Raw genomic sequence first — 26,247 nt, 5'->3', positions numbered from 1 at the left:
CACTCCGCAGACTACCGCTCACAGCCCGAAGCGACGCTGGAGGTCCCCCAGCTGTCCGGGAAGACGCGGTGCCCCGGCCTGCTGTCCGTGCGAGCCGGGTACCCCGCCGCCGCCCGGTACGCCGGGCTCGTGCGGCACGACTCCCGTGGCCTGCTCGGCCATGAGCGCCTCGGAGGACTGGAGCAGGACGGTGCCCGCCCCGACGAACTCGAACTGGTGCTCTTCCCCGGAGGTCCCGCCGATGCCCGTCATCGCACGTAGACCGCCCAGCACGCCCGTCATGTACCCGTGGTCGTAGTGGTGGCAGGGCGAGGGGCAGTCGGCCCAGCCGACCAGCGCCTGCGGGTCGACCCGGATCGGGGGCTCCATGAACACCACAGGCCCGTTGGACGCCGCCACGAACTTCCCGGTTCCGATCAAGGTGAGAAAACCCGGAACGATCGACTGCTTCAGGGACAGACTTGGCTGAAATGCGAGGAGGTTGCCTGAGCGAATGGTCAGGTTGCCGTCCTCCAGGTCGTACGAATTCACGTCGAAGGCCCGGTCGGCGAGGAGCATCTTGCCCGAGCCCTCCGCCACGACCCAGTCACTCGCGTGCAGAGGCGAATGGAACGACGTACGGACGAGACGGTCGAGGCGCCCGTGGCCGATGCCGTTGAACTCCATCGACCCGTAGTACGCGATCATCTTCCCCTTCTGCAGGAACCACTGGCTCCCCTTGAGCTCCACGCAGAAGGTGTAACTGTCGACGTTGTCGTCGCTCGGCAGCGTCATCGGGTCGTGGACCACGGGACCGGCGCCCGGAGTTCCGTACGTGCTCACAGCTTCTCCTCCGACGCCTGGACGTACACCGCGCCACTGCCGCTCAGCTCCAGCTGGAACGCCTCGCCCGAGCCTCGGCCCACCATGTCGCGCCAGCCGAGCGCGGTGGACAGCTTGTTGCGCACGTCGCCGTGGTGGGCCACGTACGCCTGCGGGTCGACATGGACCGGGCGCTGCGGGGTGATCGGGACCTCGATGACCCCGCCGTGCGCCATGACGGCGACCGCGCCGTGGCCCTTGAGGGTGGTGGTGAACAGGCCCTGGCCTGTCACCTGGCCCCGGACCATGCCCATGACCCCGCCCTGCGAGCCCATGAACATCGTGCCCTGCTCCAGCGTGCCGTCGAAGGCGAGCAGACGGTCGGCCTCGACGTACAGGGTGTCCCCGGAGAGGTTGATCACCTCGATGTGGTGGCCGCCGTGCCCGAAGAGGACCGTGCCGCTGCCCTCGACGGTCATCAGCGGGGTGGCCTCGTTCGCGACCCGGCGGCCGATCATCGACATGACCCCGCCCTGGCCGCCCTGCATGTTCGGGGTGAAGGACACCTCGCCCTTGTAGGCGAGCATCGCGCCGCGCTGGCTGAACAGCCGCTGGCCGGGCACGACCGTCGCTTCGATCATCTTGGAGTTGATCTCACGGAAAGGCATGTCACACGTCCCCCGCGATCGTGTTCCGCTCGCTCGGCTGGATGTACACCAGGCCGTCGCCCTCGAAGCGGATCTGGAAGGCCTCGCCGCCGCCCTCACCCATGAGCGTGCGGAACGTCACACCGGACTGGAAGGACTGCCGGACATCGCCCTGGTGCGCGACATACGCGCCCGGGTCCACGGTCAGCGGGTACTGCCGGCTCACCCGCAGCACGACCATCGGGCCGTCGGACATGATTGCCGCCTGCCCGTGGCCCTCGACGGTCGTCGTGAACAGCCCGTTGCCCTGCGAGGCGCCACGCAGCCCCGTGAAGGACGTACCCGTGCGCAGTCCGCCGTCCGCCGCGAGCAGGTTGCTCGACTCCACGTACAGCTTGTCCCCCTGGAGACTCACGAGGTTGATGTCGGAGGCCCGGTCCGCGAACCAGCACGTCCCGTTCCCCTTAACCTCCATCACCGTCATCTGTTCACCGGTGAGGCGCCGCGTCACCATCCCGCGGATCCCCTCACCACCGCCGCTCAGTTTCTTGAACGCCATCTGCCCGTCGTACGCGACCATCGAGCCGTTTTTCGCCTTCACGGCGTCCCCGGTCATGTCGACGGCGAGCACCTTGCTGCCTTGAAGTCGGAACATCGCCACGGGGTGAAGGTAGCTGTCCGATAGGTCACGGGGACAGAGCCTGTGGGTGGATCTCGACCCTGATCGGCCCCTTAGGGGTACCGGAAGGGGGCCGCTGGGCCGGATGCCACAATGGGCCAAACGCTTGTGCGTACGTTCACAAAGCGTGCCGACTCGCCGACCCCACCGAAGGTGACCCGACCCGTGGACATCAAGACCGCCTCCGCCCTCCGCCGTCTGCGCCTCGTCTCCGCCCCCGAGGCCGTCTCCTTCCTCCTCCTGCTCGTCTGCTCGGTGCTGAAGCGGACCACGGAGTTCAACGCGGTGCCCGTGATGGGCATGATCCACGGCATCCTCTTCATCCTGTACGTGATCTTCTGGGCCGACGCCTGGAACCGCGCCAAGTGGCCCCTCGGGCGGGCGGCCCTCTACTTCGTCCTCTCCGTCCTGCCCGCCGGCGGCTTCTTCGCCGAGCGCATGCTCAAGCGTGAGGCCGAGAACGCGGTCGACGCCGCGATCGCCTCCCGCGTTCGCAAGGAAGGGACCGTCGGCGCATGATCGTCGCCTTCTCCGTGACGCCCCTCGGCGTCGGCGAGGACGTCGGGGAGTACGTCGCCGACGCCGTGCGCGTCGTCCGTGAGTCGGGCCTGCCCCATCGCACCGACGCGATGTTCACCTCGGTCGAGGGCGACTGGGACGAGGTCATGGACGTCGTGAAGCGCGCCGTCGCCGCCGTCGAGGAGCGGGCGCCCCGGGTGTCGCTCGTCCTGAAGGCGGACATCCGCCCCGGAGTGACGGACGGCCTCACGTCGAAGGTGGAGACGGTGGAGCGGCACTTGTCCGCCTGAGTGCGCGAGGACGACCTCGTCGAGGAAGACCCTGTCGAGGAAACCCCGTAGAGCCCGTAAGAGGAAAACCCCGGCCCTTCCGGGCCGGGGTTTTCTTGTGCCCGCCATTTGAGCAACCGCTCAAAAGCATGTAGTCTGCCCATCGGCGATGTTGAGCAGTCGCTCAAAAGGTGCCGTCGGCATGGGGGTTTGCGATGAAAGGGCCGAACGGTCTGTACGTGGAGGCGCACATACGCGCCGACCTCGACGACCTCTGGGCGCGCACCCAGGAGCCCGCGCGGCACCAGCGCTGGGACCTGCGCTTCACGGAGATCGACTACCTCCCGCGCGCGGAGAGCGAGCCACAGCGCTTCCGGTACGCCACGCGCGTGCTGCCCTTCCTGACCGTCGCCGGAACGGGCATGTCCGCCGGGGAGAAGGAACGCCCCGACGGCACCCGCACCTCCGCCCTCCGCTTCGCCTCACCGCACCCCCTGTCGCTCCTCGCCGAGGGCAGCGGCTACTGGCGGTACGTCCCGGACGGGGACGGTGTCCGCTTCCTCACCGGCTACGACTACCGCCCGCGCTGGGGCCGCTTCGGCGCCGTGGCCGACCGGCTGCTGTTCCGCCCCCTCATGGGCTGGGCCACGGCCTGGTCCTTCGACCGGCTCAGGCTGTGGCTGGAGCGGGGCGTCACCCCCGAGCGGGCGCTGCGCCGATGGCTGGCCGAACTGGCCGTACGGACCCTGGTGATCGCCCTTGCGGGCTCCGGCCTGGCGTACGGGGCGCTCGTGGGCACGGCGGGCCCGCTGGCCCCGCTCACGCTGTTCGCGACCCCGGTACTCGCGGTCCTCGCCGTCCTGGCAGCCCTCGTCGTGCCACCCCTGCCCGGCACCCCGGCGGCCCGCCGCTGCCTTCGGACCCCGCCCACGCGCGCGCGTACCCCCCGACTTCTCACGACCCTGGAGCGCCGGTCATGACCTCGATCTTCCGTACGGTGATGGGCGCCGACTTCGACCGCCTCCATCCGGAACTGCGGCGCCGCTTCTCCGTGGGCCTGGCGAGCGGTGAGGCATGCGTCGGCCGCGGGGTGATGGACCGCGTCTGGCACGGCCGGGGCTTCGTCAAGCCGTTCCTGCTCCTGGGCGGCACCCGCAACATCCTCGTCCCCCGCACGGGCCGCGCCGTGCCCTTCACGATCGAGAACATCCCGTACGTCGACGGCTTCGGCCGTGAGACGGTGACCTTCGTGCGCACCTTCCAACTCCCCGGCCGCTCCCGCCGATTCGACGCCCAGATGGTCCTGAGCCCCAAGGGCGACCGTGTCCTGGACTACCTCGGCACGCATCAGCACCTCGCCAGTGACCTGCACTTCGGCGCGGAGCCCGACGGTTCGCTGCTCATCCGCTCCGGTGAGCACCGGTTCCGGGAGGGGCCGGTGGACGTACGCGTACCCGAACTCATCGGCGGGGACGCGGAGGTGAGGGAGTCGTTCGACGAGTCGACGGGGCGCTTTCGGATCCGGGTACGGGTGGTGAACCGGCACTTCGGTCCGCTGTTCGGGTACGAGGGGTCCTTCGCGGCCTCGTACATGGATGTCCGCGCGTGTGGCGTACGCCCCGGCCTGCGGCCCGTCCGCGAGGAGGCGCGGGCGTGAGCGAGGCGACGAAGGTCAAGTTGCTGGAGGGGGCGTTGCGGACGCTCGTCGAGCAGGGGATCGCGAAGACGTCCGCGCGGACGATCGCGGCATCGGCGGGGGTGAACCAGGCGCTCGTCTTCTACCACTTCGGGTCCGTGGACGAGTTGCTGGCGGCGGCGTGCCGGCACGGGGCGGAGCAGCGGGTGGCGCGTTACCGGCCCCGTCTGTCGGAGATCGGTTCGCTGGCCGAGCTGTTGGAGTTCGGGCGGGAGATGCACGAGGAGGAGCGGGCCGAGGGGCACGTGGCCGTCCTCGGTCAGCTGCTCGCCGGGGCCCAGACCCAGCCGCGGCTGGCTCCCGCCACGGTGGCGGGGCTGGACCTCTGGATCACGGAGATCGAGAAGATCCTCACGCGGGTCCTCGCGGGCAGCCCCCTGGGCGACTTCGCCGACCCCTCGGGGCTGGCCCGGGCCGTCGCCGCGTCCTTCGTCGGCATCGAGCTGTACGAGGGCGTCGACCCCGAGGGCGCCCACTCCGCCCTCGCCGCCCTTCAGCACCTCGCGACCCTGGTCGCCGCCCTGGAGTCCCTCGGGCCGGTCGCCCAACGTGCGGTACGGCACCAGCTGCGGCGAGCGTCCCAACGCTGAGCCTGCCGCCGACTGGGGTACGGGCTTTGTTCTCGCCCCCGCCGCCCGAAAAGCGAGACGGGGCTGACCGGCATGTGACCGGCCGGTAAGGTCTTTGCCGTGTCGAAGCCCCTCAGCCTCTCGTTCGATCCCATCGCCCGCGCCGACGAACACTGGAAGCAGCGCTGGGGAAACGTGCCGTCCATGGCCGCGATCACCTCGATCATGCGCGCGCAGCAGATCCTGCTCGCCGAGGTCGACGCGGTGGTCAAGCCGTACGGGCTGACCTTCGCGCGCTATGAGGCGCTGGTGCTGCTCACCTTCTCGCAGAAGGGCGAGCTGCCGATGTCCAAGATCGGCGAGCGCCTCATGGTGCACCCCACGTCGGTGACGAACACCGTGGACCGCCTGGTCAGATCCGGCCTCGTCGACAAGCGCCCCAACCCCAACGACGGCCGCGGCACCCTCGCCTCCATCACCGAGAAGGGCCGCGAGGTCTGCGACGCGGCCACCCGCGACCTGATGGCGATGGACTTCGGGCTGGGGGCGTACGACGGCGAGGAGTGCGCCGAGATTTTTGCGATGCTCCGGCCCTTGCGGGTGGCGGCTGGGGATTTCCAGGACGCGGACTGAGGCGTGCGCGTACTCTTGCGGTGGGTCGGTTGCGGTGCTCCCCGCCGACGTGGGGATGGTCCCGTGGGATGGTCCTGAAGCGTGCTTGCCCACGACCGCGTCATGACGCTGCTCCCCGCCCGCGCGGGGATTTTCGGGCCGGTTAGGCTCGTACGCATGAAAAAGTCCGTGCTGACTCGCTACCGCGTCATGGCCTATGTCACCGGTGTGCTGCTGGTCCTGCTGACCCTCGGGATGGTCGGCAAGTACGTGCTCGACCTGGACGGTGCCGCGGACTTCACGCGCGTCGTCAGCATCGCGCACGGCTGGCTGTACGTCGTCTACCTGGTCTTCGCCTTCGACCTCGGTTCCAAGGCGAAGTGGCCGGTCGGCAAGCAGCTGTGGGTGCTGCTGGCGGGGACCATTCCCACTGCGGCATTCGTGGTCGAGCGCAAGGTCAGTCACGAGCTGGAGTCGAAGATCGCGGAGGACTCGCCCGCGGTCGCCAAGGCGTGATCCAGTAGGGCTTTCACCGCCGTACGAATACGTGTGCGGCGGTTTCCCATCGACATTTACTAGGACGTCCTAGTAAATTGGAGTCATGGACGCTGACGCCATCGAGGAAGGCCGCCGTCGCTGGCAGGCCCGCTACGACGCCTCACGCAAGCGTGAGGCCGACTTCACGACGCTCTCCGGTGACCCGGTGGAGCCCGTGTACGGACCGCGGCCCGGAGACACGTACGACGGGTTCGAGCGGATCGGCTGGCCCGGGGAGTACCCGTTCACGCGGGGGCTCTACGCGACCGGCTACCGAGGGCGGACGTGGACCATCCGGCAGTTCGCCGGGTTCGGGAACGCCGAGCAGACCAACGAGCGCTACAAGTCGATCCTCGCCAACGGCGGGGGCGGGCTCTCCGTGGCCTTCGACATGCCCACGCTGATGGGGCGCGACTCCGACGACCCGCGCGCGCTCGGCGAGGTCGGGCACTGCGGGGTCGCGATCGACTCCGCGGCCGACATGGAGGTCCTCTTCAAGGACATCCCGCTGGGCGACGTGACGACGTCCATGACGATCTCGGGGCCCGCGGTCCCGGTGTTCTGCATGTACCTGGTCGCGGCCGAGCGGCAGGGCGTGGACCCGGGGCTGTTGAACGGCACACTCCAGACCGACATCTTCAAGGAGTACATCGCGCAGAAGGAGTGGCTCTTCCAGCCCGAGCCGCACCTTCGCCTCATCGGGGACCTGATGGAGCACTGCGCGACGAAGATCCCCGCGTACAAGCCGCTGTCCGTGTCCGGCTATCACATCCGCGAGGCGGGTTCGACGGCCGCGCAGGAGCTGGCGTACACGCTGGCGGACGGGTTCGGGTATGTGGAGCTGGGTCTCTCGCGCGGGCTCGATGTCGATGTCTTCGCGCCGGGCCTCTCCTTCTTCTTCGACGCGCACGTCGACTTCTTCGAGGAGATCGCCAAGTTCCGGGCGGCGCGGCGGATCTGGGCGCGCTGGATGCGGGACGTGTACGGGGCGCGGTCGGAGAAGGCGCAGTGGCTGCGTTTCCACACGCAGACGGCGGGTGTCTCGCTGACGGCCCAGCAGCCGTACAACAACGTCGTCCGTACGGCCGTGGAGGCGCTCGCGGCGGTGCTGGGCGGTACGAACTCCCTCCACACCAACGCCCTGGACGAGACGCTCGCGCTGCCGAGCGAGCAGGCGGCGGAGATCGCGCTGCGTACCCAGCAGGTGCTGATGGAGGAGACGGGTGTCGCCAACGTGGCCGACCCGCTGGGCGGTTCCTGGTTCGTCGAGCAGTTGACGGACCGGATCGAGGCGGACGCGGAACGGATCTTCGACCAGATCAGGGAGCGGGGGCTGCGGGCGCATCCCGACGGCCGGCACCCCGTCGGCCCGATCACCTCCGGCATCCTGCGCGGCATCGAGGACGGCTGGTTCACCGGCGAGATCGCCGAGTCGGCTTTCCGCTACCAGCAGGCCCTGGAGAAGGGCGACAAGAGGGTCGTCGGCGTGAACGTCCACCACGGTTCCGTGACCGGAGACCTGGAGATCCTGCGGGTCAGCCACGAGGTCGAGCGGGAGCAGGTGCGCGTGCTCTCCACCCGCAGGGCGGCCCGCGACGACACGGCCGTCCGCACGGCCCTGGACGGCATGCTCACGGCCGCGCGGAACGGCTCGAACATGATCGGCCCGATGCTGGACGCCGTACGCGCGGAGGCGACCCTGGGCGAGATCTGCGACGCGCTGCGGGACGAGTGGGGGGTGTACACCGAGCCGGCCGGCTTCTGAGGCGACACCGGCCACGGTGCCGAAGGCCACGTGCCAGGATGGGCGGCGGAGGAGGGCACTGTGGGCTGGGATCCGTACGAACTGCTGGAGCCGTGGCTGGGGGCGACCGTGTATCCCCCGCGTACGCGAGAGAACTACCGGGAACATGCCGGCGACTGGTTCCAGCACTGCCGTGAGGCAGGGCTTCCCTGGGACCGGGTCGCCGCCCAGCACATCGCCCTGTGGGCCCATCAGCCCGGGGCACCGCACAGCGCCACGGCCCGGCGCGTCTCCGCGGTCCGTTCCTTCTACGCGTACGCGGTCAGCAGGGACGCCGTTGTGTACAACCTGGCGGCCCGCCGGCCCCGTCTGACGAATCCGGCCCAGTTGACTCCGGCGGGCCTCGACCCGTGGCAGATCGCCGTGCTGCTGGCCGCGTTCGACGAGCGCGGCCGACGGGATTCGCCCTGCCTTCACCAGGACCGCGCCTGCGGCTACCTGCAACTCGGCCTCGGGTTGCGCGCCGGCGCGGTCCTCGCCATCAGCCTCGACGACCTCATCACTGTGCGGGACATCGGCGGGGGCGCCGACACGCTGCGGCTGCCGTACTCCGAGGGCGGGCACCGCCTGGTGACCCTGCCGACCCTGGTCGCCGAGACCGTCAACGCCTACCTGCCGCGCCGCCGCCCGCCCCGGGACAGTACGCACGGCGGTCCCCTCTTCACCAACCGCACGGGCATCAAGATGCCGCACCGCTATCCGCATGACCTGCTGCGTGCGGCGGCAGTGGCGAGCGGTCTGCTTTCAGCGCCCGTATGAGGTGGCCCAGGCGGGCGGGTGTGGTGGCGATGATGTCGTGCGGGGTGTCGCTCTCGCGGAGACGGAGGGTGCCGTCGGGGGTGGCGGCGAGGTAGAGGCAGTTGTTGGACTCGTCGCTGCTGAACGAGGACTTCTGCCAGGAGAGGTGGAGCACTTCGGGCCCTTCTAGAGGTCGTACAGGAGGTGCTGGATCAGCGTCAGTGAGTCCGGTACCGCATGGGCCTCGGGCGCGGCACTTGGATCGACTGGTGCGAGTGCGGATTCCTTCAACCGGCCGAAGAGCGAGCGGTATTGGGACAGGTGTTCCTGCGTGTCACGGTAGATCGGCTCGGCTGGATGGTCCAGGACGACGGTGGCCAGTTCCTCCACGTGTGGTGCCGCGTACAGAAGCGGAGTGCTGACGCCAGGGTATGTCCGGGTGCGGAACGGGAAGATCTGGATGGTCACGTTCGGCAGCCTCGCCAGCTCGATGAGATGCAGCAACTGCCTGCGCATGACAGCGGAACCGCCATAGTGCATGCGCAGGGCGGCCTCATGGATTACCGCGTGCACGGTGGGGGCCGTCTGACCCGTGAGGACCCTCTGGCGCTCCAGCCGGAAGGCGATGGCGTCCTCGGACGTGGCGTGCTTGGGCTGCACATCCCCGAACAGAGCCCGGATGTACTCGTCGGTCTGCAACAGACCAGGGATGAGCAGAGGCTCGTACGAGCAGAGGCCGACTGCTTCGGCCTCCAGTTCCGCGAGGTTGAGCGCGTACTGAGTGACCCGTTCCTGGTAGGCGCTCCACCATCCCTTGCCGCTGGATTCGGACATGGCGACCAAGGCCTCGAGATAGGAGTCATAAGTGACCCCATAGTGCTCGCACAGCCTGAGAAGTCGGTCGGTCGCGATGGCGGTGCGGCCGGCCTCGACCTTACTCAGGAAGGATGCCCTGAACCCGGCGGCCTCAGCGGCCTCGTTTGAGCTGATACCACGGGCTTCGCGCAGTCGGCGCAGCTCGGCCGCGAGGCGTCGCTGTCGCTCGCTGATCCTGGTTCGGAGTGCCAAGATCCCATCCCTTTCCTGAAGTTGACCTTCACTCTTTCGAGGTGTGAGGTGGAATTTCTGATCCCCCATGCCTACCGTCAGTATCGCAATCAACGCGTGCTGTGCGCAGCCGAGTTGTGAATCTTCCCTTGAGCGGAGGCCTCATGAACAACGACGAGGACGACTGGGAGTACAGCATCAACCTCCCGCACAATCCCTTGGCCGTCGGCGTTGCACGAGGTGCTCTGCGGTTGATCCTCCGGGCACACGGACTCGGTGAACTCCTGGTCACCGCCGAGCTGTTGGTAAGTGAGCTGGTCACCAACGCGCATGTGCACGCGCCCGGCCCCGCCTGTCTCCGGGTGAAGAGGTCGGGGAAGTGGCTGCGCCTCTCCGTGTGGGACACCAGCAGTGAGCCGCCCCGGGCGCCGCGCCCGTGCGGGGCGGACCGTGAAGGGGGGGCGCGGGATGGGGATCGTGGAAGAGCTGGCTGATCGGTGGGGGCATTACTCCCTTGGGGCGCCCAGCGTGCGCGGAAAGCTGGTCTGGTGCGAGCTGGCCGGGTGAGAAGCTGAACAGGCGGGACGTCGGGCTGTCGCGGATGAGGTCAGGCCGTTCAGAAGGAGCCTGGTGAAGCCCCGGGCCTGATCGAGGCCGACGCGGAGAAGATCTTCGACCAGGATCAAGGAGCGGGGGCTGCGGGCGTATCCCGACGGCGAGGAACGCGGGAGGAACGCCGCCCGCGACGTGCAGTTCGTTCGGGGCTGACGCGTGGCGGCGGAAGGAGCTCAGGTGGGTGAGGTTGAGGTCAGCCCGCTCAGCAGGAGGCGGGTGAAGTCGCGGGCCCAGTCCGCGTCGACGGGCCTTGAGCTCACCAGGGTGCGATGGACCACCGCGCCTGCGATCACGTCGAAGATCAGGTCCGAACCGCGGGCCGCTGTCTCCGGGTCGTTCTCCATCGGCAGCTCACCTCGGGCCTGGGCGCGGGCGCGACCCTCTATGACGAGGTGTTTCTGGCGGTCGACGATCGACGAGCGGATGCGGTCGCGCAGAGCGGCATCGCTGGTCGACTCGGCGACCACGGCCATCAGTGCGGTCCTGGTCTCCGGACGCTCCAGCAGCGCGGCGAACTGCAGGACCACGCCCTCCACATCGGCGGCGAGGCTTCCCCGGTCGGGCAGTTCGAGCTCGTCGAAAAGCACCGCGACCGCGTCGACCACGAGCTCGTTCTTTCCTGCCCACCGCCGGTACAGCGTCGTCTTGGCGACGCCCGCCCGGGTCGCCACGTCGCCGAGCGTCAGCTTGGACCAGCCCAGTTCCACCAGGGCCGCGCGCGTCGCCTCCAGGATGGCCGTGTCCGCGGCGGCGCTGCGCGGGCGACCTGTAGGGCGTGGGGCGGATGGGGATGGGGATGGGGTCGATGGGGAGGAGGCGCGGCTCTGCATTCGTCGAACATAGCCGGGGTTCTCGTGGGGCGTGTTTGCTGTCGTAGCGCATGTTTGCCGGGGAGCCGTGAGGGAGATCACCGGTGCGTGGTTTCGCGGAGTACCCCGAGGCAGATACGCTACGGGGCGTATCGAAAGGGCTGTGTAGGCAGTCGGGGTTTCGCGGCGTTTTCACACGTGCGCGTCGAGGGGGGAGGATAGACGCATGCAGCCACGGAACATGTCCATGAGCGGAGTCGTCGACCTCGCCGCGGTGAAGGCGGCCCAGGAGGCCAAGGCGAAGGCGGAGCAGGCGCGCGCTGAAGCGACCCGGCAGGGTGGCGGGGGAGGGGGCGTCTCCCCGGCCGACCTCGTGATCGACGTCGACGAGGCCGGGTTCGAGCGGGACGTCCTGCAGCGGTCCACCGAGGTGCCCGTCGTCATCGACTTCTGGGCCGAGTGGTGCCAGCCCTGCAAGCAGCTGAGCCCGGTGCTGGAGCGGCTGGCCGTCGAGTACAACGGGCGGTTCGTCCTCGCGAAGATCGACGTCGACGCCAATCAGATGCTGATGCAGCAGTTCGGGGTGCAGGGCATCCCGGCTGTGTTCGCCGTTGTGGCCGGGCAAGCCCTGCCTCTCTTCCAGGGCGCCGCCCCCGAGGAGCAGATCCGCGGCACCCTCGACCAGCTCGTGCAGGTCGCCGAGCAGCGCTTCGGTCTGACGGGTCTGACGGTGAACCCGGACGCGGAGCCCGGCGCCGCCGTCGAACCGGCCCCGCAGGCCCCGGCCGGCCCCTACGACCACCTGCTCGAAGCCGCCGTACAGGCCCTGGACGCGGGTGACTTGGGCGGTGCCGTCCAGGCGTACAAGAATGTGCTGAGCGACGACCCGGGCAACACCGAGGCCAAACTGGGCCTCGCCCAGGCCGAGTTGCTCCAGCGGGTGCAGGGTGCGGACCCGCAGGTGGTGCGCAAGACGGCCGCCGATAACCCCGCCGACGTCGCCGCGCAGATCGCGGCCGCCGACCTGGACCTTGTGGGCGGGCATGTGGAGGACGCGTTCGGGCGGCTCATCGACGCGGTGCAGCGGACGGCCGGGGACGACCGGGATGCCGTACGGCTGCGGCTACTTGAGCTGTTCGAGGTCGTGGGTGCCGACGATCCGCGGGTGACCGCGGCGCGCCGGGCGCTGGCGCGGGCGCTGTTCTGACGGGCGGCCCCACCCGGTCCACCCGGTCCCTGACCAGTTCCTAAACGCCGGGGCCGGTGGTGCTCGGGTAAAGGGATTTGGCGACAGAGTGACACTGCGGCCGCGCTTTACCAAATCTTGGTAATCGCGGCCGCTGTTACTTGGAGTAAGCCAGGGGGGTAGATCTGTCGGATTCCGTCCGGACATCCACGGATGTGTCGACTCGCTTGACGCAACCCTGAGTTGTTGTCCGGTGTCGTCGGGGTGTTGTTCGGTTATCCGTCCGTTACTAGCGAGTAACGAACCCCCTTGCGGGGGCGGCGAGAATGGACCACGATCGGCGTCGCTCGGTCCATTCCCGTGCCCCGCCAGCCAGTCGGGTCAACGGGTTTTCTGGGTCCCCACCGAGTAGAGCCGGCGGCAGTGGCGCCGGCTCTTGGACAGGGGGGTCTCTGCCCGACCGGCGGAGCCTGTCCAGCAGGTTGTGCGTGATGTGTGTCAGGCGCGACCAGTGGTTGTCGCTCGGGGGTGATCGCCGGTGATTCGGGCGCGGTTCGCGCCGCCGAGCGCGGGCGCTCCCCTTCCCGGGGACGTAGCACTTCTCCCATCCCTGCCCGGCTGAGCCGCTGTTCCAGGGGCCAAGTCAGGGTCAGGAGATGTACGTCCGAGAAGGAGGAAATATGGAGTCCCAAGTGCGTGGCGGGACCAGATGGAAGCGGTTCGCTGTGGTCATGGTGCCCAGCGTCGCCGCGACGGCAGCGATAGGTGTCGCCCTCGCGCAGGGTGCTCTCGCGGCGTCGTTCAGCGTGTCGGGGCAGTCGTTCAAGGTGACGGCGGACCGGCTCGACGGTACGGGGTTCTCTCAGTACGGGGCCCTCGACGAGGGCTACACCCTCAAGGGTGAGAAGACGGCGCATCCCGTTGCCGTCTCCGCGTTCAAGCGCGCGGAGATCACCAACATGTGCCAGTCGGTTGTCACACCGGGCATCCCGCTCATCGGCAGCGTCAGCCTCAAGCTGACCGCCGGTACGGGTGGCAAGAAGGTCGAAGCCGACAACCTGTACATCGACGTCGAGGAACTCTCGGCCGACGCGGTCTTCCGCAACATCGACATCGGTGTGGCCGCCAAGGACGCCAGCAAGGGTCCGGGCATGAAGGGCGGCGGCGAGCAGGCCAACCCCTTCGGGTTCGGCCAGCAGTCCGACACCGCGACGCTGACCAACGTGAAGCAGACGGCGTGGGCGACCACCGCCGGAACCTTCAAGCTGAGCAACTTGAGGATGACGCTGCACAAGGGCGTCAACGAGTGCTACTAGGCACTCCCTGGGCGGGTGAGGGGGTCTCGGCTTCTTCGCCCGCCCGTTCATCTCGTACATAACGAGAACCGCGTATGTGCACGGACGCGCCCTTCGCGCATACCCCTTTCCCGTACGCGAACTTCTCACAGCAAGCCGTTCCAGGGAGCTGTTGTCCATGAGCGCCGAGTCAACGGGGCAGAACGAAGACTATCTCCGCGTCCTCCGGCGGCGCTTCCGCGACTGGAGGGGCACGCGTCCCTTCTGGGCCGGGTTGTTCGTCCTGCTCGGCGGCTTCCCGATCATGTACTTCCCGTACGCGGACCTTCAGCTCGGCCATCTCACGCTGGCCATGGCGACGACGGGCGGCGCCGGGTCGCTCATCATCGGGGTGCTGCTGGTCGTACTCGGAGTCAGCCTGTGGTTCCAGCGGCACGTGCGGACCTTCGCCGGTGTCGCCGCGATCCTCCTGGGGCTGGTGTCCCTCCCGGTCTCCAACCTCGGCGGTTTCTTCATCGGCTTCCTGCTCGCCCTGATCGGCGGCGCGATGGCCGTGTCCTGGGTGCCCGGCAGCGAGGAACCGCCGGTCGCGGCCGCTCCGTCGGCGGCGCCTCCCCAGGACTCGCATGGTCCCAAGGACCCGCAGGCTCCCCAGGACCTCCAGGGTCCCCGGGACCCGGACGGCGCCCCGGAGCCGGCGGCCGCTGGAGCCGTGAACGGGGCGGCGAACGGCGAGGCCGACGATCTGTCAGGTACGACCCCGACGAACGGGACGAACGGGAGGCACAGTGCCGACTGACGAGGTGACCGACGGGACTTCGGTGGGAGAGTCCCGTGCGAGATCCGGACCGCGGCACGCGGCACCCCGGAAGCCGCTGTTCACCAGGTTCCACATGCCGGCCGGCAAGGCGATAGCCCTGGCGGCGATGCCGACCGCGGTCCTCATGGGGATGGGCTTCACGCCGACGCTCGCCATTGCCGACGACCCGGTCCAGGAGGCGTCCAAGAGCCTGACGGCGGAGGAGTACAAGGACTGCGTCGCGGCTCTGGAGGACGCCGAGATCGGCGAGGACGCGTCGGCCACGCCGTCGCCCTCCGCCTCGGCGGACGACGGGACGAAGGACGAGGAGGACTCTTCGGATTCGGGCGCGGACTCCGGCTCCGGCTCCGGCTCGGACTCGGGTTCCGGCTCGGGCTCCGACTCCTCGGACGACAAGCCCGCGGACACGCCCTCTTCGGACTCCTCTGATTCCTCGGATTCCGCGGGCTCCTCGGGTGAGGACTCTTCGTCGGATTCAGGTTCCGACGACAAGGCCGAGCCCACGCCGTCCGAGACAGCCACCAAGTCCCCCTCCAGCGGCGGCGACCCGTCCACGGCGACGCCTTCTCCGTCGGACGGCGGTGGCAACGTCCTGGAGGAGATCGGCGAGGCGATCAAGGACATCTTCACGCCCGACGATGAGGAGTCCGAGAGCCCCGCGGAGACCCCGAGCCCGTCGGCCACCCCGTCGGCCCCGGCCGCGGAGGACCCCGCCGACAAGGCCGAGGACGCGAAGGAAGCGGCCGACAAGGCCGCCGGGACGGCCGACGACACCGCGGCCAAGGACACGGCGGACAAGGAGAAGGAGTCCGGGGCGACGGCCGAGGACCCGGTGCAGGAGGCCGGGAACGAAGTCGGGAAGGCGGCTGACGAGGCAGCCGAGAAGGCAACCGCCTCCGCCGCCACCGCCAGCCCCTCCGCGACCTCCACCACGGACCCGGACGACTGCCCGACCGCCACCGACGACGAGGGCGGCGTCGAGCAGGGCATCCCGCCTCTGCCCGACGACCCCTGGTACCTGGACGCCAGTTCGCTGCTGCTCAAGGGCGCCTCCTACGAGGGCGTCGTCAAGGTGAAGACCGCCAACGGCACCGTCAAGGAAGTCCTGAAGTACGTCATCTCCGACGGCACCGACATCGGCGATCTGCACCAGACGGTGCAGGACAAGCAGGCCGGAGTCACGCACCACGTGCAGGCGGCCAAGGGCTCCACGTCCACCATCCGTGACGGCGACACGGTCATGTACACCGAGTCCATCTCCGGCAACCTGCTCGGCCTGATACCGGTGACGTTCAGCCCGGAGCACCCGCCGCCGCTGGACATCCCGATCATCTACTTCACCAAGGTGAGGGTCGTCCAGGCCGGCCAGTTCGGCGGCACGCTCACCGTGCCGGGGCTGCACCAGTACATGACCGACTGAGCAGTCGATCAGACCCGTCCGGGAGCCGCAGACGCTGGAGGGCGCCCCCTGTCACAGGGGGCGCCCTCAGCGTCGTACGGACTACGGACTACGGACCACGGACGAAGGGCCGACCGTCAGTCGCGAGCCCCGCCACCGAGGTGGTGCACCCGGACCATGTTCGTCGTCCCCGGAACCCCGGGCGGGGAGCCGGCGGTGATGATCACGATGTCGCCCTCGTCGAACAGGCGGAGCCTGATCATCTCCTGGTCGACCAGGTCGACCATCGCGTCGGTGCTGTTCACGAACGGCACGACGTGGGAGTCGACACCCCAGCTGAGAGCCAGCTGGTTCCGGGTGGACTCGTCGGTGGTGTACGCGATGATCGGCTGGATCGCGCGGTAGCGGGAGAGCCGGCGGGCGGTGTCGCCGGACTGGGTGAACGCCACCAGGCCCTTGCCGCCGAGGAAGTCGGCGATCTCGCAGGCGGCGCGGGCGACCGAACCGCCCTGCGTACGCGGCTTCTTGCCCGGGACCAAGGGCTGCAGGCCCTTCGACAGCAGCTCCTGCTCCGCCGCCCGGACGATCTTCGACATCGTCTTCACGGTCTCGATCGGGTACGCGCCCACCGACGACTCGGCGGACAGCATGACCGCGTCGGCGCCGTCCAGGATCGCGTTGGCCACGTCGGAGGCCTCGGCGCGCGTGGGACGGGAGTTGGTGATCATCGACTCCATCATCTGGGTCGCCACGATCACCGGCTTGGCGTTGCGGCGGCACAGCTCGATGAGCCGCTTCTGCACCATCGGGACCTTTTCGAGCGGGTACTCCACGGCCAGGTCACCGCGGGCCACCATCACGCCGTCGAAGGCCATGACCACGTCGTCCATGTTCTCGACGGCCTGCGGCTTCTCCACCTTGGCGATGACGGGGACGCGCCGGCCCACCTCGTCCATCACCTTGTGCACGTCCTGGACGTCATGGGCGTCCCGCACGAAGGACAGCGCCACCAGGTCGCAGCCCATGCGCAGCGCGAACCGCAGGTCCTCGACGTCCTTCTCCGACAGCGCGGGCACGTTCACGGCCGCGCCGGGCAGGTTGATGCCCTTGTGGTCGGAGATGACACCGCCCTCGACGACGACCGTCCGCACCCGCGACCCGTCGACCTCGGTGACCTTCAGCTCGACGTTGCCGTCGTTGATCAGCACCTGGTCGCCGGCCGTGACATCGCCCGGCAGGCCCTTGTACGTCGTACCGCAGATGGTCCTGTCACCCGGCACGTCCTCGGTGGTGATGGTGAACTCGTCACCGCGCACCAGCTCGACCGGACCTTCTGCGAAGGTCTCCAGACGGATCTTCGGGCCCTGCAGGTCGGCGAGGACACCGATGGCCCTGCCGGTCTCGGCGGCGGCGGCGCGGACCCGGTCGTAGCGACCCTGGTGCTCGGCGTGCGTGCCGTGGCTGAAGTTGAAGCGGGCCACGTTCATGCCGGCGTCGATCAGCGCGACAAGCTGCTCGTGGGAGTCGACCGCGGGGCCGAGAGTACAGACGATTTTCGAACGGCGCATGGGGCGATCCTATCGGTTTGTTTCGCTACGGAATATTCCGGCTGGTGGAAGCTACAAAAGGGCGGAATGCCGCTCAGGTGAGATTGCCGGGACCTCCCCGAAACCGTCTCCATCAGCCCTCTCCGAGCCTCCCACCAGCCTTCTACCAGCCTTCTGTCGTCCAGCCTTCTATCGTCCTTCTACGAGCGCGTACGTCTGTGTCGCTATCTCCAGTTCCTCGTCGGTCGGCACCACCGCGACCGCCACCCGCGCGGACGCCGGCGAGATCAGCCGCGCCCCGTCACCGCGTACGGCGTTGAGCCCGGCGTCGACCGCGAGGCCCAGCTCCTCCAAGCCCGCGATCGCGGCCTCGCGCACCGGGGCGGCGTTCTCGCCCACCCCGGCGGTGAACGCGACCGCGTCCACGCGGCCGAGCACGGCGTAATAGGCGCCGATGTACTTCTTCAGACGGTGAATGTAGATGTCGAAGGCGAGTCGCGCCTGCTCGTCACCCGCGTCGACACGCCGCCGGATCTCCCGCATGTCGTTGTCGCCGCACAGTCCGATCAGACCGCTCTTCTTGTTGAGGAGAGTGTCGATCTCGTCCGTGGACATTCCGCCAACGCGCATCAAATGAAAGATGACCGCCGGATCCATGTCACCCGACCGTGTACCCATCACGAGCCCCTCCAAGGGCGTCAACCCCATGGAGGTGTCCACACACTTCCCGCCCCGTACGGCCGACGCGGACGCCCCGTTGCCCAGGTGCAGCACGATGACGTTGACGTCCTCCGGCGCCCTGCCCAGCAGCTCCGCCGTGGCCCGGGAGACGTACGCGTGCGAGGTCCCGTGGAACCCGTACCGCCGGATGCGGTGCTCGTCGGCGGTCCTCACGTCGATCGCGTAGCGCGCCGCCGACTCCGGCATCGTCGTGTGGAACGCCGTGTCGAAGACGGCGACCTGCGGCAGATCGGGCCGCAGCGCCCGGGCCGTACGTATCCCGGTGAGGTTGGCCGGGTTGTGCAGCGGCGCGACTGGGATGAGCCGCTCGATCTCGGCGAGTACGGCGCCGTCGATCACGGTGGGCTCGGTGAAGTGCTTGCCGCCGTGCACCACCCGGTGGCCGATGGCCGCCAGCTCGGGGGAGTCGAGCCCCAGCCCGTCCAGGGCCAGTTCCTCGGCGACGGCCTTGAGGGCGGCCTCGTGGTCGGCGATGGGCCACGTCCGCTCGCGGGACTCGTCCGTCGTGACGAGGGTGTGCTTGATCCGGGAGTTCTCCTCCCCGATGCGCTCGACGAGGCCGATGGCCAGCCGGCTGCTGTCGCGCATGTCGAGCAGCTGGTACTTCACCGACGAGGAGCCGGAGTTGAGGACGAGGACGCGGGTGGCACTCACGGGGCTGTGCTTTCTGTCGGGTGGCTGGGTCTTTTCGGCCGGGGGTGGGGCCACGCGGCGGTAGCCGCATATCGATACAGGCCCGGGAAATGCGGCCTCTCGTACGTCACTTGGTGGACGTCTGGGCCTGGATGGCGGTGATGGCGACGGTGTTGACGATGTCCTGCACGAGCGCGCCGCGGGACAGGTCGTTGACCGGCTTGCGCAGCCCCTGCAGCACCGGCCCGACCGCGATCGCGCCGGCCGAGCGCTGTACGGCCTTGTAGGTGTTGTTGCCGGTGTTGAGGTCCGGGAAGATCAACACGCTGGCCTGACCGGCGACTTCGGACCCCGGCAGCTTGGTCGCGGCGACCGACGGCTCCACGGCGGCGTCGTACTGAATCGGCCCCTCGATCTTCAGGTCGGGCCGCCCGGAGCGCACGATCTCGGTCGCCTCGCGCACCTTGTCGACGTCGGCGCCCGTCCCGGACGTACCCGTCGAGTACGACAGCATCGCGATCCGCGGCTCGACCCCGAACTGCTGGGCGGTGGCCGCCGACTGGGTGGCGATGTCGGCGAGCTGCTCGGCGTTCGGGTCGGGGTTCACCGCGCAGTCGCCGTAGACGAGGACCTTGTCGGCGAGGCACATGAAGAAGACGGAGCTGACGATCTTGGAGTCCGGCTTCGTCTTGATGATCTCGAAGGCGGGACGGATGGTGGCGGCCGTGGAGTGCACGGACCCCGACACCATGCCGTCGGCGAGCCCCTCCTGAACCATGAGCGTGCCGAAGTAGTTCACATCCGACACCACGTCGTACGCCAGCTCGACGCTGACGCCCCGGTGGGCGCGGTACTCGGCGTACTTCTCGGCGAAGCGGTCGCGCAGCTCGGAGGTCTGCGGGTCGATCAGCTGGCTGCCGCCGAGGTCGACGCCCAGGTCGGCGGCCTTCTTGCGGATCTGGTCGACGGGCCCGAGGAGGCTGAGGTCACAGACCCCGCGGCGCAGCAGCACCTCGGCGGCGTGCAGTACGCGCTCCTCGGTGCCCTCGGGAAGGACGACGCGGCGCTTGTCGGAGCGGGCCTGCTCCAGGAGCTTGTGCTCGAACATCATGGGCGTCACGCGGTCGGTGCTGGGCGCGGAGACGCGGTCGAGGAGGCCGGTGGTGTCGACGTACCGCTCGAAGAGCCCGAGGGCGACCTCCGCCTTGCGCGGCGTGGCGGCGTTCAACTTGCCTTCCAGGGCGAAGAGTCGCTCCGCGGTGGGGAAGCTGAGGCCGGCCACCGAGATCACCGGGGTGCCCGGGGCGAGCCGGGCGGCGAGGGTGAGGATCTCCTCGCTGGGCCGCTCGTCGAGGGTGAGCAGCAACCCGGCTATCGGCGGGGTGCCCGCGCTGTGGGCGGCGAGGGCGCCGACGACGAGGTCCGCGCGGTCACCGGGGGTGACGACCAGGCAGCCGGGGGTCAGGGCGTTGAGGAAGTTCGGCAGCATCGCCCCGCCGAAGACGAAGCCCAGCGCGTCGCGCGCGAGCCCCGAGTCGTCGCCGAGGAGGACCTTGCCGCCGAGGGCGCTGGTGATCTGCGCGACGGTCGGCGCGGCGAGGGCGGGCTCGTCGGGGAGTACGTAACTGGGCACGGGCAGGCGGGAGTCGAGCCGCTCGGCTATCTCCGCGCGGTCCTCCCGCGCCGCCCGGTTCACGACCATGGCGAGGACGTCACAGCCGAGTCCGTCGTACGCGCGGTACGCGTTGCGCGTCTCGGCGCGGACGGACTCGGCGGTCTGCTTGCGCCCGCCGACGACGGGGATGACGGACGCCCCGAACTCGTTCGCCAGGCGTGCGTTCAGCGCGAGCTCGTCCGGGAACTGGGTGTCGGCGTAGTCGGTGCCGAGGACGAGGACGACGTCGTAGTCACGTGCGACGCGATGAAAACGGTCGACGAGCGTGGACACCAGCTCGTCCGTCCCCCGCTCCGCCTGGAGGGCCGAGGCCGCCTCGTACTCCAGGCCGTAGACCGTCGTCGGGTCCTGGGAGAGGCGGTAGCGGGCGCGCAGCAGTTCGAAGAGCCGGTCGGGGGTGTGGTGGACGAGCGGGCGGAACACCCCCACCCGGTCGACCTGACGGGTCAGGAGCTCCATGACCCCCAGCTCCACGACCTGGCGGCCGTCGCCGCGGTCGATCCCGGTCACGTACACGCTGCGCGTCACGCGTGCTCTCCGTTCCGTTTCATGTCTGATTTGTGGGTGGTTCGTGGTTGGTTCGTGTGTGGTTCATGCCTGGGGCGGGGGCGCAAAAATCACCCGACGCGGTGGCCGGAACCCTCTTGACAATACCTCTGCAGCTGGATAAGGCGCCCGTCAGGATGGCGCGAGTGGAGGGGGCGGAGGGGAGGCGAGGGGAGGCGAGGGGAGGCGAGTGGAGGGGAGCGGAAGAGGCCGGAGAGGGCCCGAGGGCGGGCGTCGGGATCGACCGAGTGGAAACCGCAGTGCCCTGTGAGCCGTGAAACAATCGGACTGGCTCATCAGTACCAGCACCGAGCAGGACGAGCAGGAGACACAGCACGATGCGCATCGGAGTTCTCACCGCAGGCGGCGACTGTCCGGGCCTGAACGCAGTGATCCGGTCGGTCGTGCACCGAGCGGTCACGCACTACGACGACGAGGTCATCGGCTTCGAGGACGGTTACGCCGGCCTGCTCGACGGCCACTACCGCACGCTCGACCTCAACGAGGTCAGCGGCATCCTGGCGCGCGGCGGCACGATCCTCGGTTCCTCCCGCCTCCAGCGCGGCCGCCTCCAGGAGGCCTGCGAGAACGCGCAGGACATGGCCCACCGGTTCGGCATCGACGCGCTGATCCCGATCGGCGGCGAGGGGACCCTGACGGCGGCGCGGATGCTGGCGGACGCCGGTCTGCCGGTGGTCGGCGTCCCGAAGACGATCGACAACGACATCTCGTCCACGGACCGCACCTTCGGCTTCGACACGGCGGTGGGGGTCGCCACGGAGGCCATGGACCGCCTGAAGACGACTGCCGAGTCCCACCAACGGGTGATGGTCGTCGAGGTCATGGGCCGCCACGCGGGCTGGATCGCCCTGGAGTCGGGCATGGCGGCGGGCGCCCACGGGATCTGCCTGCCCGAGCGTCCGTTCGACCCGGCCCACCTCGTGAAGATGGTCGAGGAGCGCTTCGCGCGGGGCAAGAAGTTCGCGGTGATCTGTGTCGCCGAGGGCGCCCACCCGGCCGAGAGCACGATGGACTACGGCAAGGGCGAGATCGACCAGTTCGGGCACGAGCGCTTCCAAGGCATCGGTACGGCACTGGCGTACGAGCTGGAGCGGCGCCTCGGCAAGGAGGCCAAGCCGGTCATTCTCGGCCACGTCCAGCGGGGCGGCACCCCGACCGCGTACGACCGGGTCCTGGCGACACGGTTCGGCTGGCACGCGGTGGAGGCCGCCCACCGGGGTGAGTTCGGCAGGATGACCGCGCTTCGGGGGACGGACATCGTGATGGTGCCGCTGGCGGAGGCGGTGACCGAGTTGAAGACGGTGTCGAAGGATCGTATGGATGAGGCGGAGTCGGTGTTCTAGGGGTTTTGGGGGTTCTCGGGATTCTGGAGGTTCTGGGGGTTCTGGGGGTTTTGGGGCGGGCCCTTGGGGGTTTCTGAGGGTCTGGGGGGCCTCTAGTACGTCGTCTTATGCCTAGTACGTCGTTCGCTGGACCAGTGTCCAGAAGTGCTCGACGATTTGTTCCAGGTACTCGCGTCCGGCGTCGCTCGAGTCGGTCGCGGCGGTGCCGTTGGCCCAGGTGAGACTGGCGGTCGTGCGGCCCTGGTAGTCGGTGTGCATCTCCTGGAGGACGCCCTCCAGGAAGTGCCGGTCCAGTGACAGCAGCTTGGCGGCCGGTCGCGTGTACGCCTGCCAGCGGGTGGTGACCGCGCTGCGGAGGAGTTCGCCGAGCTTCGCCTCGCGCCCGGTGACGGCGACGAGGTCGGGGAGCGAGAGGCCGAGCACCTCGGCGAGAGCGGAGGCCTGGCGGTCGTTGCCCCGCCACTGGTTGGTCTCCTCCATGCGCAGATACGCGAGGAGGTCGAGGCCGACGTCACGGGCGACGTCCTCGGCGGCGAGGCCACAGGCCAGGCGGTGTTCGCGCAACGTCCGGGGCGCGCCTATCAGTTCACCCTGCGTGCACCACAACACCCCCGCGAGTGCGGTGAGTTCGGGGCTGCTCGGGGCGACTGTCCCGTGCTCCCAGGCCATGACCAGGTCCGGGGTGACGTAGGGGAGCCCGTACGAGGTGCGCATTCCGTATGCCACGTGCTCGGGTCCCATACCGAGGGCTGTGCGGAGTCTGCGGGCGGCGGGGGCGTTGAAGGGCGGGGCGGGTTGTTGTGCGTCCTGCGGTGGTTGTTGCGGTGAGTGCTGTGGGTTCTGTGCGGGTTGCGGCTGCTGTGGGTGCCCGTGGTGGGCTGAGCGTCGGTGCACGCGCACAACGTATGGGGGTGGGGCTGCGGTGACTACGGTCTGTTCGGCCACAATCACGGGTCGTAGGAACCTACGGGTGGGTGCGGCTCGGGGGCGGTGGGTAGGGCTGGTCGTGGACGATCAGGTGGCGGTTCGGTCGGAGGAGTGGTGTCGCGTGGTCAGCAATGGCGAGGGCAAAGTGGACAAGCTCAGTGGGCACATTCGGGAGCGGCTGCTCGCCCCCAACTTCTGGCACCTGGCCACCGTGGGGGCGGATGGTGCTCCGCAGGTGTCGCCGATGTGGGTGGACATCGAGGGCGAGTACGTCATGGTCAACACGTCGATCGGGCGCGTGAAGGAGGAGAATCTTCGGCGCAATCCGTACGTTTCCCTTTCGCATCACGACTCCGAGAACCCCTACGACCGGGCCGAGATACGGGGGCGGGTCGTCCGCTTCGTGGAGGGGGAGGAGGCGGAACGGGCCATGGACCGGCTGACGCAGAAGTACATCGGGGAGGAGCGTTATCCGTGGCTCCTGCCCGGGGAGCGGCGGGTGATGTTGTTGATCGAGCCGGTGAGGGTGCGGCGGGTGGTGGGGGTGGAGCCGTTCCGTCCCGGGGTGTTGCCGGAGTGAGTGCTGTGCCTTCGGCTACAGAAGGTGGTCTGCCTTTCCGGCCTTGATGTCGAGGATGAGGGTGCGGAGGGCTTCTCGGGTGTCGGTGAGGTAGTGGCCTTCGTGGCCGGCGATGGCTATGTAGGCGTTGCCGTTGGGGTCGGTGCCTATGCGGAAGCAGTTGTTTCCCTCGGCGCAGAAGGGTTCTTCCCAGGTGATGTCAGGCATGGCGGCTTCTCCGGTGCGTCAGAGTTGGCGGGCGATGGAGTGGATCAGCTCCCGCGAGTCCTTCGGGCTCAGCGTATGGGTGTGCCACCAGTCCATGTGGGCCCGGTACTTGGCGAGCTGAGCCTCTGAGTGGGTGAACTCGCCACCGTGGGCGGAGTCCAGTTGCACGGTGTCGAGATGGGGGACCGCCCCGTGGGCGTAGAGCACCGCGTGTCCGGCACCGGGGAAGGCCCCGGCCTCAACGGGGAGCACGCGCAGCTCGACGTTCTCGCGCTCGGAGGTCTGGCAGAGGTGCTGTAGCTGCTCGCGCATGGCACGGCGCCCGCCGAACTGCATGCGCAGGGCCCACTCGTGGACGTACGCGACGTACTCGACGGGACCCTCGCGGTCGAGTACCTGCTGCCGCCGCAGGCGTTGCACGACGCGGAGTTCGACCTCAGACCTGGGCAGGGGCGGGAGCGCGGCGGCGAAGATGGCGCGGGCGTACTCGCCGAGTTGCAGAAGCCCCGGGATGTGCACGGTCTGGTAGCTCCGCAGCCGGGTGGCGAACCACTCCAACTCGGCGACGTCCAGCAGTCCTTGGGGCAGGGTGCCCCTGTACTGCTGCCACCAGCCCCGCTTGCGTACATCGGCCATGGCGACCAGCGCCTCGATGTACCCCTCGTCCGCGCACTCGTAGTTGCTCGCGAGTATCCGGATGCGCTCCGGCGAGGTGGCCCGGACGCCCGACTCCATGTTGGACACCTTCGTACGGTCCAGCCCCAGCAGTCCGGCGGCGTACTCCGTGGTCTGGCCGGCCGCCAGACGCATCCTGCGCAGCTCGGCGCCCAGGCGCTTCTGGCGTTCCGTCGGTGCGGGCCTTGTCGGCATCGGTGATCTTTCTCCCCGGTTGGTCGGGGGTCAGTTTGCACTGTGCGCGTTGGGTGGGTCCAATTCGGCGGAGGCAATAGGTTTGTCTAGGTGGCACACGTCCCCCTTCAAGTCCTACAGTCGGTGACAGTTCGCTTACGGCAGGGTGTGGCCGTAACGCGTTGCGTGAGCCTGCCCGCGTGGCCGTCAGATCGGCTTGAAGCCAAGGGAGTTGCTTGTCCATGTCCGTACTGGTTCCTGCGTCCACCTGTCCCGTTTTCACCGAGTGGCCGGACATCGAGGCCGCTCCGCCCTCGCCCGAGACACTCGCGTACAGCTTCACGTTGTCCGCCGGGCCCGTGAGCTCGCGGGTCGCGCGGGCGGCGACCCGGTCTGTGCTGGCGGCGCACGGGGCGGACGACATGGCCGACCCGGCGGTGCAGGTGGTCGCCGAACTCGTCGGCTGCGCCTGGCGGTTCACGCCCGGCGCCGAGGTGTACCTGTCGCTGCGGTTCCGGGACGGGGCGTTGCGGGTGATCCTCTACGACGGTCACGCGCGGCACACCCATCCCCGGCTCGCGGCGGCCTGCGACGCGCGGCGGCGGGCGGCGTTGCGTGTGTTGGGGTGTGTGGTGCGGGCGTGTGAGGGGGAGTGGGGTTTCGGGGCGGCTCGGGAGCCGGGGGGTGGGACGCGGATGTGGGCGGTGTTGCCGATGGACGGGGCTCGGGGGTACGTGGGTTAGGGGTCGGGCTCGTCGAGTGCGGCGGCCCAGGCGCGGGCTTGGGCGGCTTCGGTGGGGACGTTGGCGCGGGTGAAGGCTTCGGCCGCCTGGAGGCAGAAGGCGCGCGCATCGGCGAAGTGACCGGAAGACACGTGGGAACAGGCCAGTTCTTGGAGGGCACGGCCTTCCGTGAAGCAATCGTTGAACCTGCGGCAGATCTCCAGGGCCTTGTTCTGCGCCTCGATCGCCTCCTCTAGCTGCCCCATCAGTCGCAGAGCACAGCCGAGAGCTTGCCACGTCTGGCCCTCGCCGGATCGGTCACGGCAGCTGTAGTTCCGACGTCTGCACTGGTCAGCGCCTTGCCGGGGTGGGTGAGGGCATGAGGACGGCCACCGCGATCATGAACGTTTGTGA

The 26,247-nt window shown here is 68.9% G+C and carries 29 protein-coding genes and 1 pseudogene; 17 read left to right on the top strand and 13 right to left on the bottom strand.

Translation table 11 applies throughout. The features are described 5' to 3' along the window. Positions 1–18: 18 nt before the first annotated feature. Genes ACWD3C_RS37415 through ACWD3C_RS37405 form a run of 3 tightly spaced genes read right to left on the bottom strand, consistent with a single transcriptional unit; the run spans position 19 to position 2,103 of the window. Positions 19–822 (bottom strand): AIM24 family protein, encoded by an 804-nt coding sequence (locus ACWD3C_RS37415; RefSeq protein WP_451151220.1) that lies wholly within the window; start codon positions 820–822, stop codon positions 19–21. Then, complete coding sequence (locus ACWD3C_RS37410) at positions 819–1,469, bottom strand: AIM24 family protein (protein WP_451151218.1); 651 nt, start codon at positions 1,467–1,469, stop codon at positions 819–821. Before ACWD3C_RS37410 ends, ACWD3C_RS37415 begins: the two co-directional genes overlap by 4 nt. Position 1,470: 1 nt before the next feature. Then, a complete protein-coding gene (locus tag ACWD3C_RS37405) occupies positions 1,471–2,103 on the bottom strand; it encodes an AIM24 family protein (protein WP_451151216.1) in 633 nt (210 codons plus the stop codon). A gap of 189 nt (positions 2,104–2,292) precedes the next feature. Between ACWD3C_RS37405 and ACWD3C_RS37400 the strand changes: the two genes are divergently transcribed. The 9 genes from ACWD3C_RS37400 to ACWD3C_RS37360 all read left to right on the top strand — a co-directional run bounded on the left by ACWD3C_RS37400 (position 2,293) and on the right by ACWD3C_RS37360 (position 8,892). Then, positions 2,293–2,646, top strand: a complete 354-nt coding sequence (locus ACWD3C_RS37400; RefSeq protein WP_451151214.1) for a DUF3817 domain-containing protein — start codon at positions 2,293–2,295, stop codon at positions 2,644–2,646. Then, on the top strand, positions 2,643–2,936 hold the full coding sequence (locus ACWD3C_RS37395) for an MTH1187 family thiamine-binding protein (RefSeq protein ID WP_361279343.1): 294 nt from the start codon (positions 2,643–2,645) through the stop codon (positions 2,934–2,936). Before ACWD3C_RS37400 ends, ACWD3C_RS37395 begins: the two co-directional genes overlap by 4 nt. Positions 2,937–3,130: 194 nt before the next feature. Continuing rightward, a complete protein-coding gene (locus ACWD3C_RS37390) occupies positions 3,131–3,895 on the top strand; it encodes a hypothetical protein (protein WP_451151211.1) in 765 nt (254 codons plus the stop codon). Continuing rightward, a complete protein-coding gene (locus tag ACWD3C_RS37385; protein WP_451151209.1) occupies positions 3,892–4,572 on the top strand; it encodes a DUF4166 domain-containing protein in 681 nt (226 codons plus the stop codon). The genes ACWD3C_RS37390 and ACWD3C_RS37385 overlap by 4 nt, the downstream gene beginning before the upstream one ends. Further along, on the top strand, positions 4,569–5,201 hold the full coding sequence (locus tag ACWD3C_RS37380; RefSeq protein WP_451151207.1) for a TetR/AcrR family transcriptional regulator: 633 nt from the start codon (positions 4,569–4,571) through the stop codon (positions 5,199–5,201). Before ACWD3C_RS37385 ends, ACWD3C_RS37380 begins: the two co-directional genes overlap by 4 nt. 99 nt (positions 5,202–5,300) lie before the next feature. Beyond that, positions 5,301–5,813: a MarR family winged helix-turn-helix transcriptional regulator gene (locus ACWD3C_RS37375; RefSeq protein ID WP_451151205.1), complete on the top strand. Its 513-nt coding sequence runs from the start codon at positions 5,301–5,303 to the stop codon at positions 5,811–5,813. Between the two features lie 156 nt (positions 5,814–5,969). After that, positions 5,970–6,308, top strand: coding sequence for a DUF3817 domain-containing protein (locus ACWD3C_RS37370; RefSeq protein ID WP_451151203.1), 339 nt, complete (start codon positions 5,970–5,972; stop codon positions 6,306–6,308). 85 nt (positions 6,309–6,393) lie between these two features. Continuing rightward, positions 6,394–8,094, top strand: coding sequence for an acyl-CoA mutase large subunit family protein (locus tag ACWD3C_RS37365; protein WP_451151201.1), 1,701 nt, complete (start codon positions 6,394–6,396; stop codon positions 8,092–8,094). 60 nt (positions 8,095–8,154) lie between these two features. Continuing rightward, a complete protein-coding gene (locus ACWD3C_RS37360) occupies positions 8,155–8,892 on the top strand; it encodes a tyrosine-type recombinase/integrase (RefSeq protein WP_451151199.1) in 738 nt (245 codons plus the stop codon). Here the strand turns inward: ACWD3C_RS37360 and ACWD3C_RS37355 are convergent. Continuing rightward, positions 8,813–9,046 carry a DUF397 domain-containing protein gene (locus ACWD3C_RS37355; RefSeq protein ID WP_451151197.1) on the bottom strand — a complete coding sequence of 78 codons (234 nt, stop codon included), beginning with the start codon at positions 9,044–9,046 and terminating at the stop codon, positions 8,813–8,815. The genes ACWD3C_RS37360 and ACWD3C_RS37355 overlap by 80 nt on opposite strands. 11 nt (positions 9,047–9,057) lie before the next feature. Further along, complete coding sequence (locus ACWD3C_RS37350) at positions 9,058–9,939, bottom strand: helix-turn-helix domain-containing protein (RefSeq protein ID WP_451151195.1); 882 nt, start codon at positions 9,937–9,939, stop codon at positions 9,058–9,060. A gap of 143 nt (positions 9,940–10,082) precedes the next feature. Here ACWD3C_RS37350 and ACWD3C_RS37345 point away from each other — a divergent pair, with 143 nt between their 5' ends. Then, entirely contained in the window at positions 10,083–10,412 is a 330-nt protein-coding gene (locus ACWD3C_RS37345; RefSeq protein ID WP_451151193.1) for an ATP-binding protein, read from the top strand. A gap of 294 nt (positions 10,413–10,706) precedes the next feature. Here ACWD3C_RS37345 and ACWD3C_RS37340 read toward each other — a convergent pair whose 3' ends face one another. Beyond that, positions 10,707–11,363 carry a TetR/AcrR family transcriptional regulator gene (locus ACWD3C_RS37340; protein WP_451151191.1) on the bottom strand — a complete coding sequence of 219 codons (657 nt, stop codon included), beginning with the start codon at positions 11,361–11,363 and terminating at the stop codon, positions 10,707–10,709. Between the two features lie 205 nt (positions 11,364–11,568). Between ACWD3C_RS37340 and ACWD3C_RS37335 the strand changes: the two genes are divergently transcribed. The 4 genes from ACWD3C_RS37335 to ACWD3C_RS37320 all read left to right on the top strand — a co-directional run bounded on the left by ACWD3C_RS37335 (position 11,569) and on the right by ACWD3C_RS37320 (position 16,063). Next, positions 11,569–12,549 (top strand): tetratricopeptide repeat protein, encoded by a 981-nt coding sequence (locus tag ACWD3C_RS37335; protein WP_451151189.1) that lies wholly within the window; start codon positions 11,569–11,571, stop codon positions 12,547–12,549. A gap of 659 nt (positions 12,550–13,208) precedes the next feature. Then, positions 13,209–13,844, top strand: coding sequence for a DUF6230 family protein (locus tag ACWD3C_RS37330; protein ID WP_451151187.1), 636 nt, complete (start codon positions 13,209–13,211; stop codon positions 13,842–13,844). Between the two features lie 157 nt (positions 13,845–14,001). After that, positions 14,002–14,622: a DUF6114 domain-containing protein gene (locus ACWD3C_RS37325; RefSeq protein WP_451151185.1), complete on the top strand. Its 621-nt coding sequence runs from the start codon at positions 14,002–14,004 to the stop codon at positions 14,620–14,622. Beyond that, positions 14,612–16,063 (top strand): hypothetical protein, encoded by a 1,452-nt coding sequence (locus ACWD3C_RS37320; RefSeq protein WP_451151183.1) that lies wholly within the window; start codon positions 14,612–14,614, stop codon positions 16,061–16,063. Before ACWD3C_RS37325 ends, ACWD3C_RS37320 begins: the two co-directional genes overlap by 11 nt. A 116-nt stretch (positions 16,064–16,179) precedes the next feature. Here ACWD3C_RS37320 and pyk read toward each other — a convergent pair whose 3' ends face one another. From pyk to pta, 3 genes are all read right to left on the bottom strand, one after another. Continuing rightward, the gene (gene pyk, locus ACWD3C_RS37315; protein WP_451151181.1) at positions 16,180–17,610 is read right to left on the bottom strand and encodes a pyruvate kinase; all 1,431 of its coding nucleotides are present in this window, start codon (positions 17,608–17,610) and stop codon (positions 16,180–16,182) included. 168 nt (positions 17,611–17,778) lie between these two features. Next, entirely contained in the window at positions 17,779–18,984 is a 1,206-nt protein-coding gene (locus tag ACWD3C_RS37310; protein WP_451151179.1) for an acetate kinase, read from the bottom strand. A gap of 106 nt (positions 18,985–19,090) precedes the next feature. Then, complete coding sequence (gene pta, locus ACWD3C_RS37305; RefSeq protein ID WP_451151177.1) at positions 19,091–21,166, bottom strand: phosphate acetyltransferase; 2,076 nt, start codon at positions 21,164–21,166, stop codon at positions 19,091–19,093. Between the two features lie 356 nt (positions 21,167–21,522). Here pta and ACWD3C_RS37300 point away from each other — a divergent pair, with 356 nt between their 5' ends. Further along, positions 21,523–22,548, top strand: a complete 1,026-nt coding sequence (locus ACWD3C_RS37300; protein WP_451151175.1) for an ATP-dependent 6-phosphofructokinase — start codon at positions 21,523–21,525, stop codon at positions 22,546–22,548. 111 nt (positions 22,549–22,659) lie between these two features. Here the strand turns inward: ACWD3C_RS37300 and ACWD3C_RS37295 are convergent, their stop codons facing one another. Then, positions 22,660–23,493, bottom strand: a complete 834-nt coding sequence (locus ACWD3C_RS37295; protein WP_451151173.1) for a helix-turn-helix domain-containing protein — start codon at positions 23,491–23,493, stop codon at positions 22,660–22,662. 127 nt (positions 23,494–23,620) lie between these two features. Between ACWD3C_RS37295 and ACWD3C_RS37290 the strand changes: the two genes are divergently transcribed. Next, a complete protein-coding gene (locus tag ACWD3C_RS37290) occupies positions 23,621–24,055 on the top strand; it encodes a PPOX class F420-dependent oxidoreductase (RefSeq protein ID WP_451151260.1) in 435 nt (144 codons plus the stop codon). Positions 24,056–24,070: 15 nt separating this feature from the next. On the opposite strand, the gene ACWD3C_RS37285 is transcribed toward ACWD3C_RS37290, so the two are convergent. Together ACWD3C_RS37285 and ACWD3C_RS37280 are read right to left on the bottom strand one after the other, a co-directional pair. After that, entirely contained in the window at positions 24,071–24,262 is a 192-nt protein-coding gene (locus ACWD3C_RS37285; protein ID WP_451151171.1) for a hypothetical protein, read from the bottom strand. A gap of 18 nt (positions 24,263–24,280) precedes the next feature. Continuing rightward, a complete protein-coding gene (locus tag ACWD3C_RS37280; protein ID WP_451151169.1) occupies positions 24,281–25,132 on the bottom strand; it encodes a helix-turn-helix domain-containing protein in 852 nt (283 codons plus the stop codon). Between the two features lie 221 nt (positions 25,133–25,353). On the opposite strand from ACWD3C_RS37280, the gene ACWD3C_RS37275 reads away from it, so the two are divergent. Beyond that, positions 25,354–25,854 carry an ATP-binding protein gene (locus ACWD3C_RS37275; RefSeq protein ID WP_451151167.1) on the top strand — a complete coding sequence of 167 codons (501 nt, stop codon included), beginning with the start codon at positions 25,354–25,356 and terminating at the stop codon, positions 25,852–25,854. Here the strand turns inward: ACWD3C_RS37275 and ACWD3C_RS37270 are convergent. After that, positions 25,851–26,123 (bottom strand): annotated as a pseudogene (locus ACWD3C_RS37270) (tetratricopeptide repeat protein); the annotation flags it as partial. The gene ACWD3C_RS37275 and the pseudogene ACWD3C_RS37270 sit on opposite strands and share 4 nt — an antisense overlap. Positions 26,124–26,247: the final 124 nt, after the last annotated feature.

This window comes from Streptomyces sp. NPDC002845, from assembly GCF_053591955.1.
This window is presented reverse-complemented; position numbering and strand designations above follow the sequence as displayed.

Bases quoted from the DNA above. Each gene is read 5' to 3' on its own strand.
- ACWD3C_RS37410 (WP_451151218.1), bottom strand. From the start codon at position 1,469: ATGCCTTTCCGTGAGATCAACTCCAAGATGATCGAAGCGACGGTCGTG.
- ACWD3C_RS37405 (WP_451151216.1), bottom strand. From the start codon at position 2,103: ATGTTCCGACTTCAAGGCAGCAAGGTGCTCGCCGTCGACATGACCGGG.
- ACWD3C_RS37395 (WP_361279343.1), top strand. From the start codon at position 2,643: ATGATCGTCGCCTTCTCCGTGACGCCCCTCGGCGTCGGCGAGGACGTC.
- ACWD3C_RS37390 (WP_451151211.1), top strand. From the start codon at position 3,131: ATGAAAGGGCCGAACGGTCTGTACGTGGAGGCGCACATACGCGCCGAC.
- ACWD3C_RS37385 (WP_451151209.1), top strand. From the start codon at position 3,892: ATGACCTCGATCTTCCGTACGGTGATGGGCGCCGACTTCGACCGCCTC.
- ACWD3C_RS37370 (WP_451151203.1), top strand. From the start codon at position 5,970: ATGAAAAAGTCCGTGCTGACTCGCTACCGCGTCATGGCCTATGTCACC.
- ACWD3C_RS37365 (WP_451151201.1), top strand. From the start codon at position 6,394: ATGGACGCTGACGCCATCGAGGAAGGCCGCCGTCGCTGGCAGGCCCGC.
- ACWD3C_RS37345 (WP_451151193.1), top strand. From the start codon at position 10,083: ATGAACAACGACGAGGACGACTGGGAGTACAGCATCAACCTCCCGCAC.
- ACWD3C_RS37340 (WP_451151191.1), bottom strand. From the start codon at position 11,363: ATGCAGAGCCGCGCCTCCTCCCCATCGACCCCATCCCCATCCCCATCC.
- ACWD3C_RS37335 (WP_451151189.1), top strand. From the start codon at position 11,569: ATGCAGCCACGGAACATGTCCATGAGCGGAGTCGTCGACCTCGCCGCG.
- ACWD3C_RS37330 (WP_451151187.1), top strand. From the start codon at position 13,209: ATGGAGTCCCAAGTGCGTGGCGGGACCAGATGGAAGCGGTTCGCTGTG.
- ACWD3C_RS37325 (WP_451151185.1), top strand. From the start codon at position 14,002: ATGAGCGCCGAGTCAACGGGGCAGAACGAAGACTATCTCCGCGTCCTC.
- pyk (WP_451151181.1), bottom strand. From the start codon at position 17,610: ATGCGCCGTTCGAAAATCGTCTGTACTCTCGGCCCCGCGGTCGACTCC.
- ACWD3C_RS37300 (WP_451151175.1), top strand. From the start codon at position 21,523: ATGCGCATCGGAGTTCTCACCGCAGGCGGCGACTGTCCGGGCCTGAAC.
- ACWD3C_RS37285 (WP_451151171.1), bottom strand. From the start codon at position 24,262: ATGCCTGACATCACCTGGGAAGAACCCTTCTGCGCCGAGGGAAACAAC.
- ACWD3C_RS37280 (WP_451151169.1), bottom strand. From the start codon at position 25,132: ATGCCGACAAGGCCCGCACCGACGGAACGCCAGAAGCGCCTGGGCGCC.
- ACWD3C_RS37275 (WP_451151167.1), top strand. From the start codon at position 25,354: ATGTCCGTACTGGTTCCTGCGTCCACCTGTCCCGTTTTCACCGAGTGG.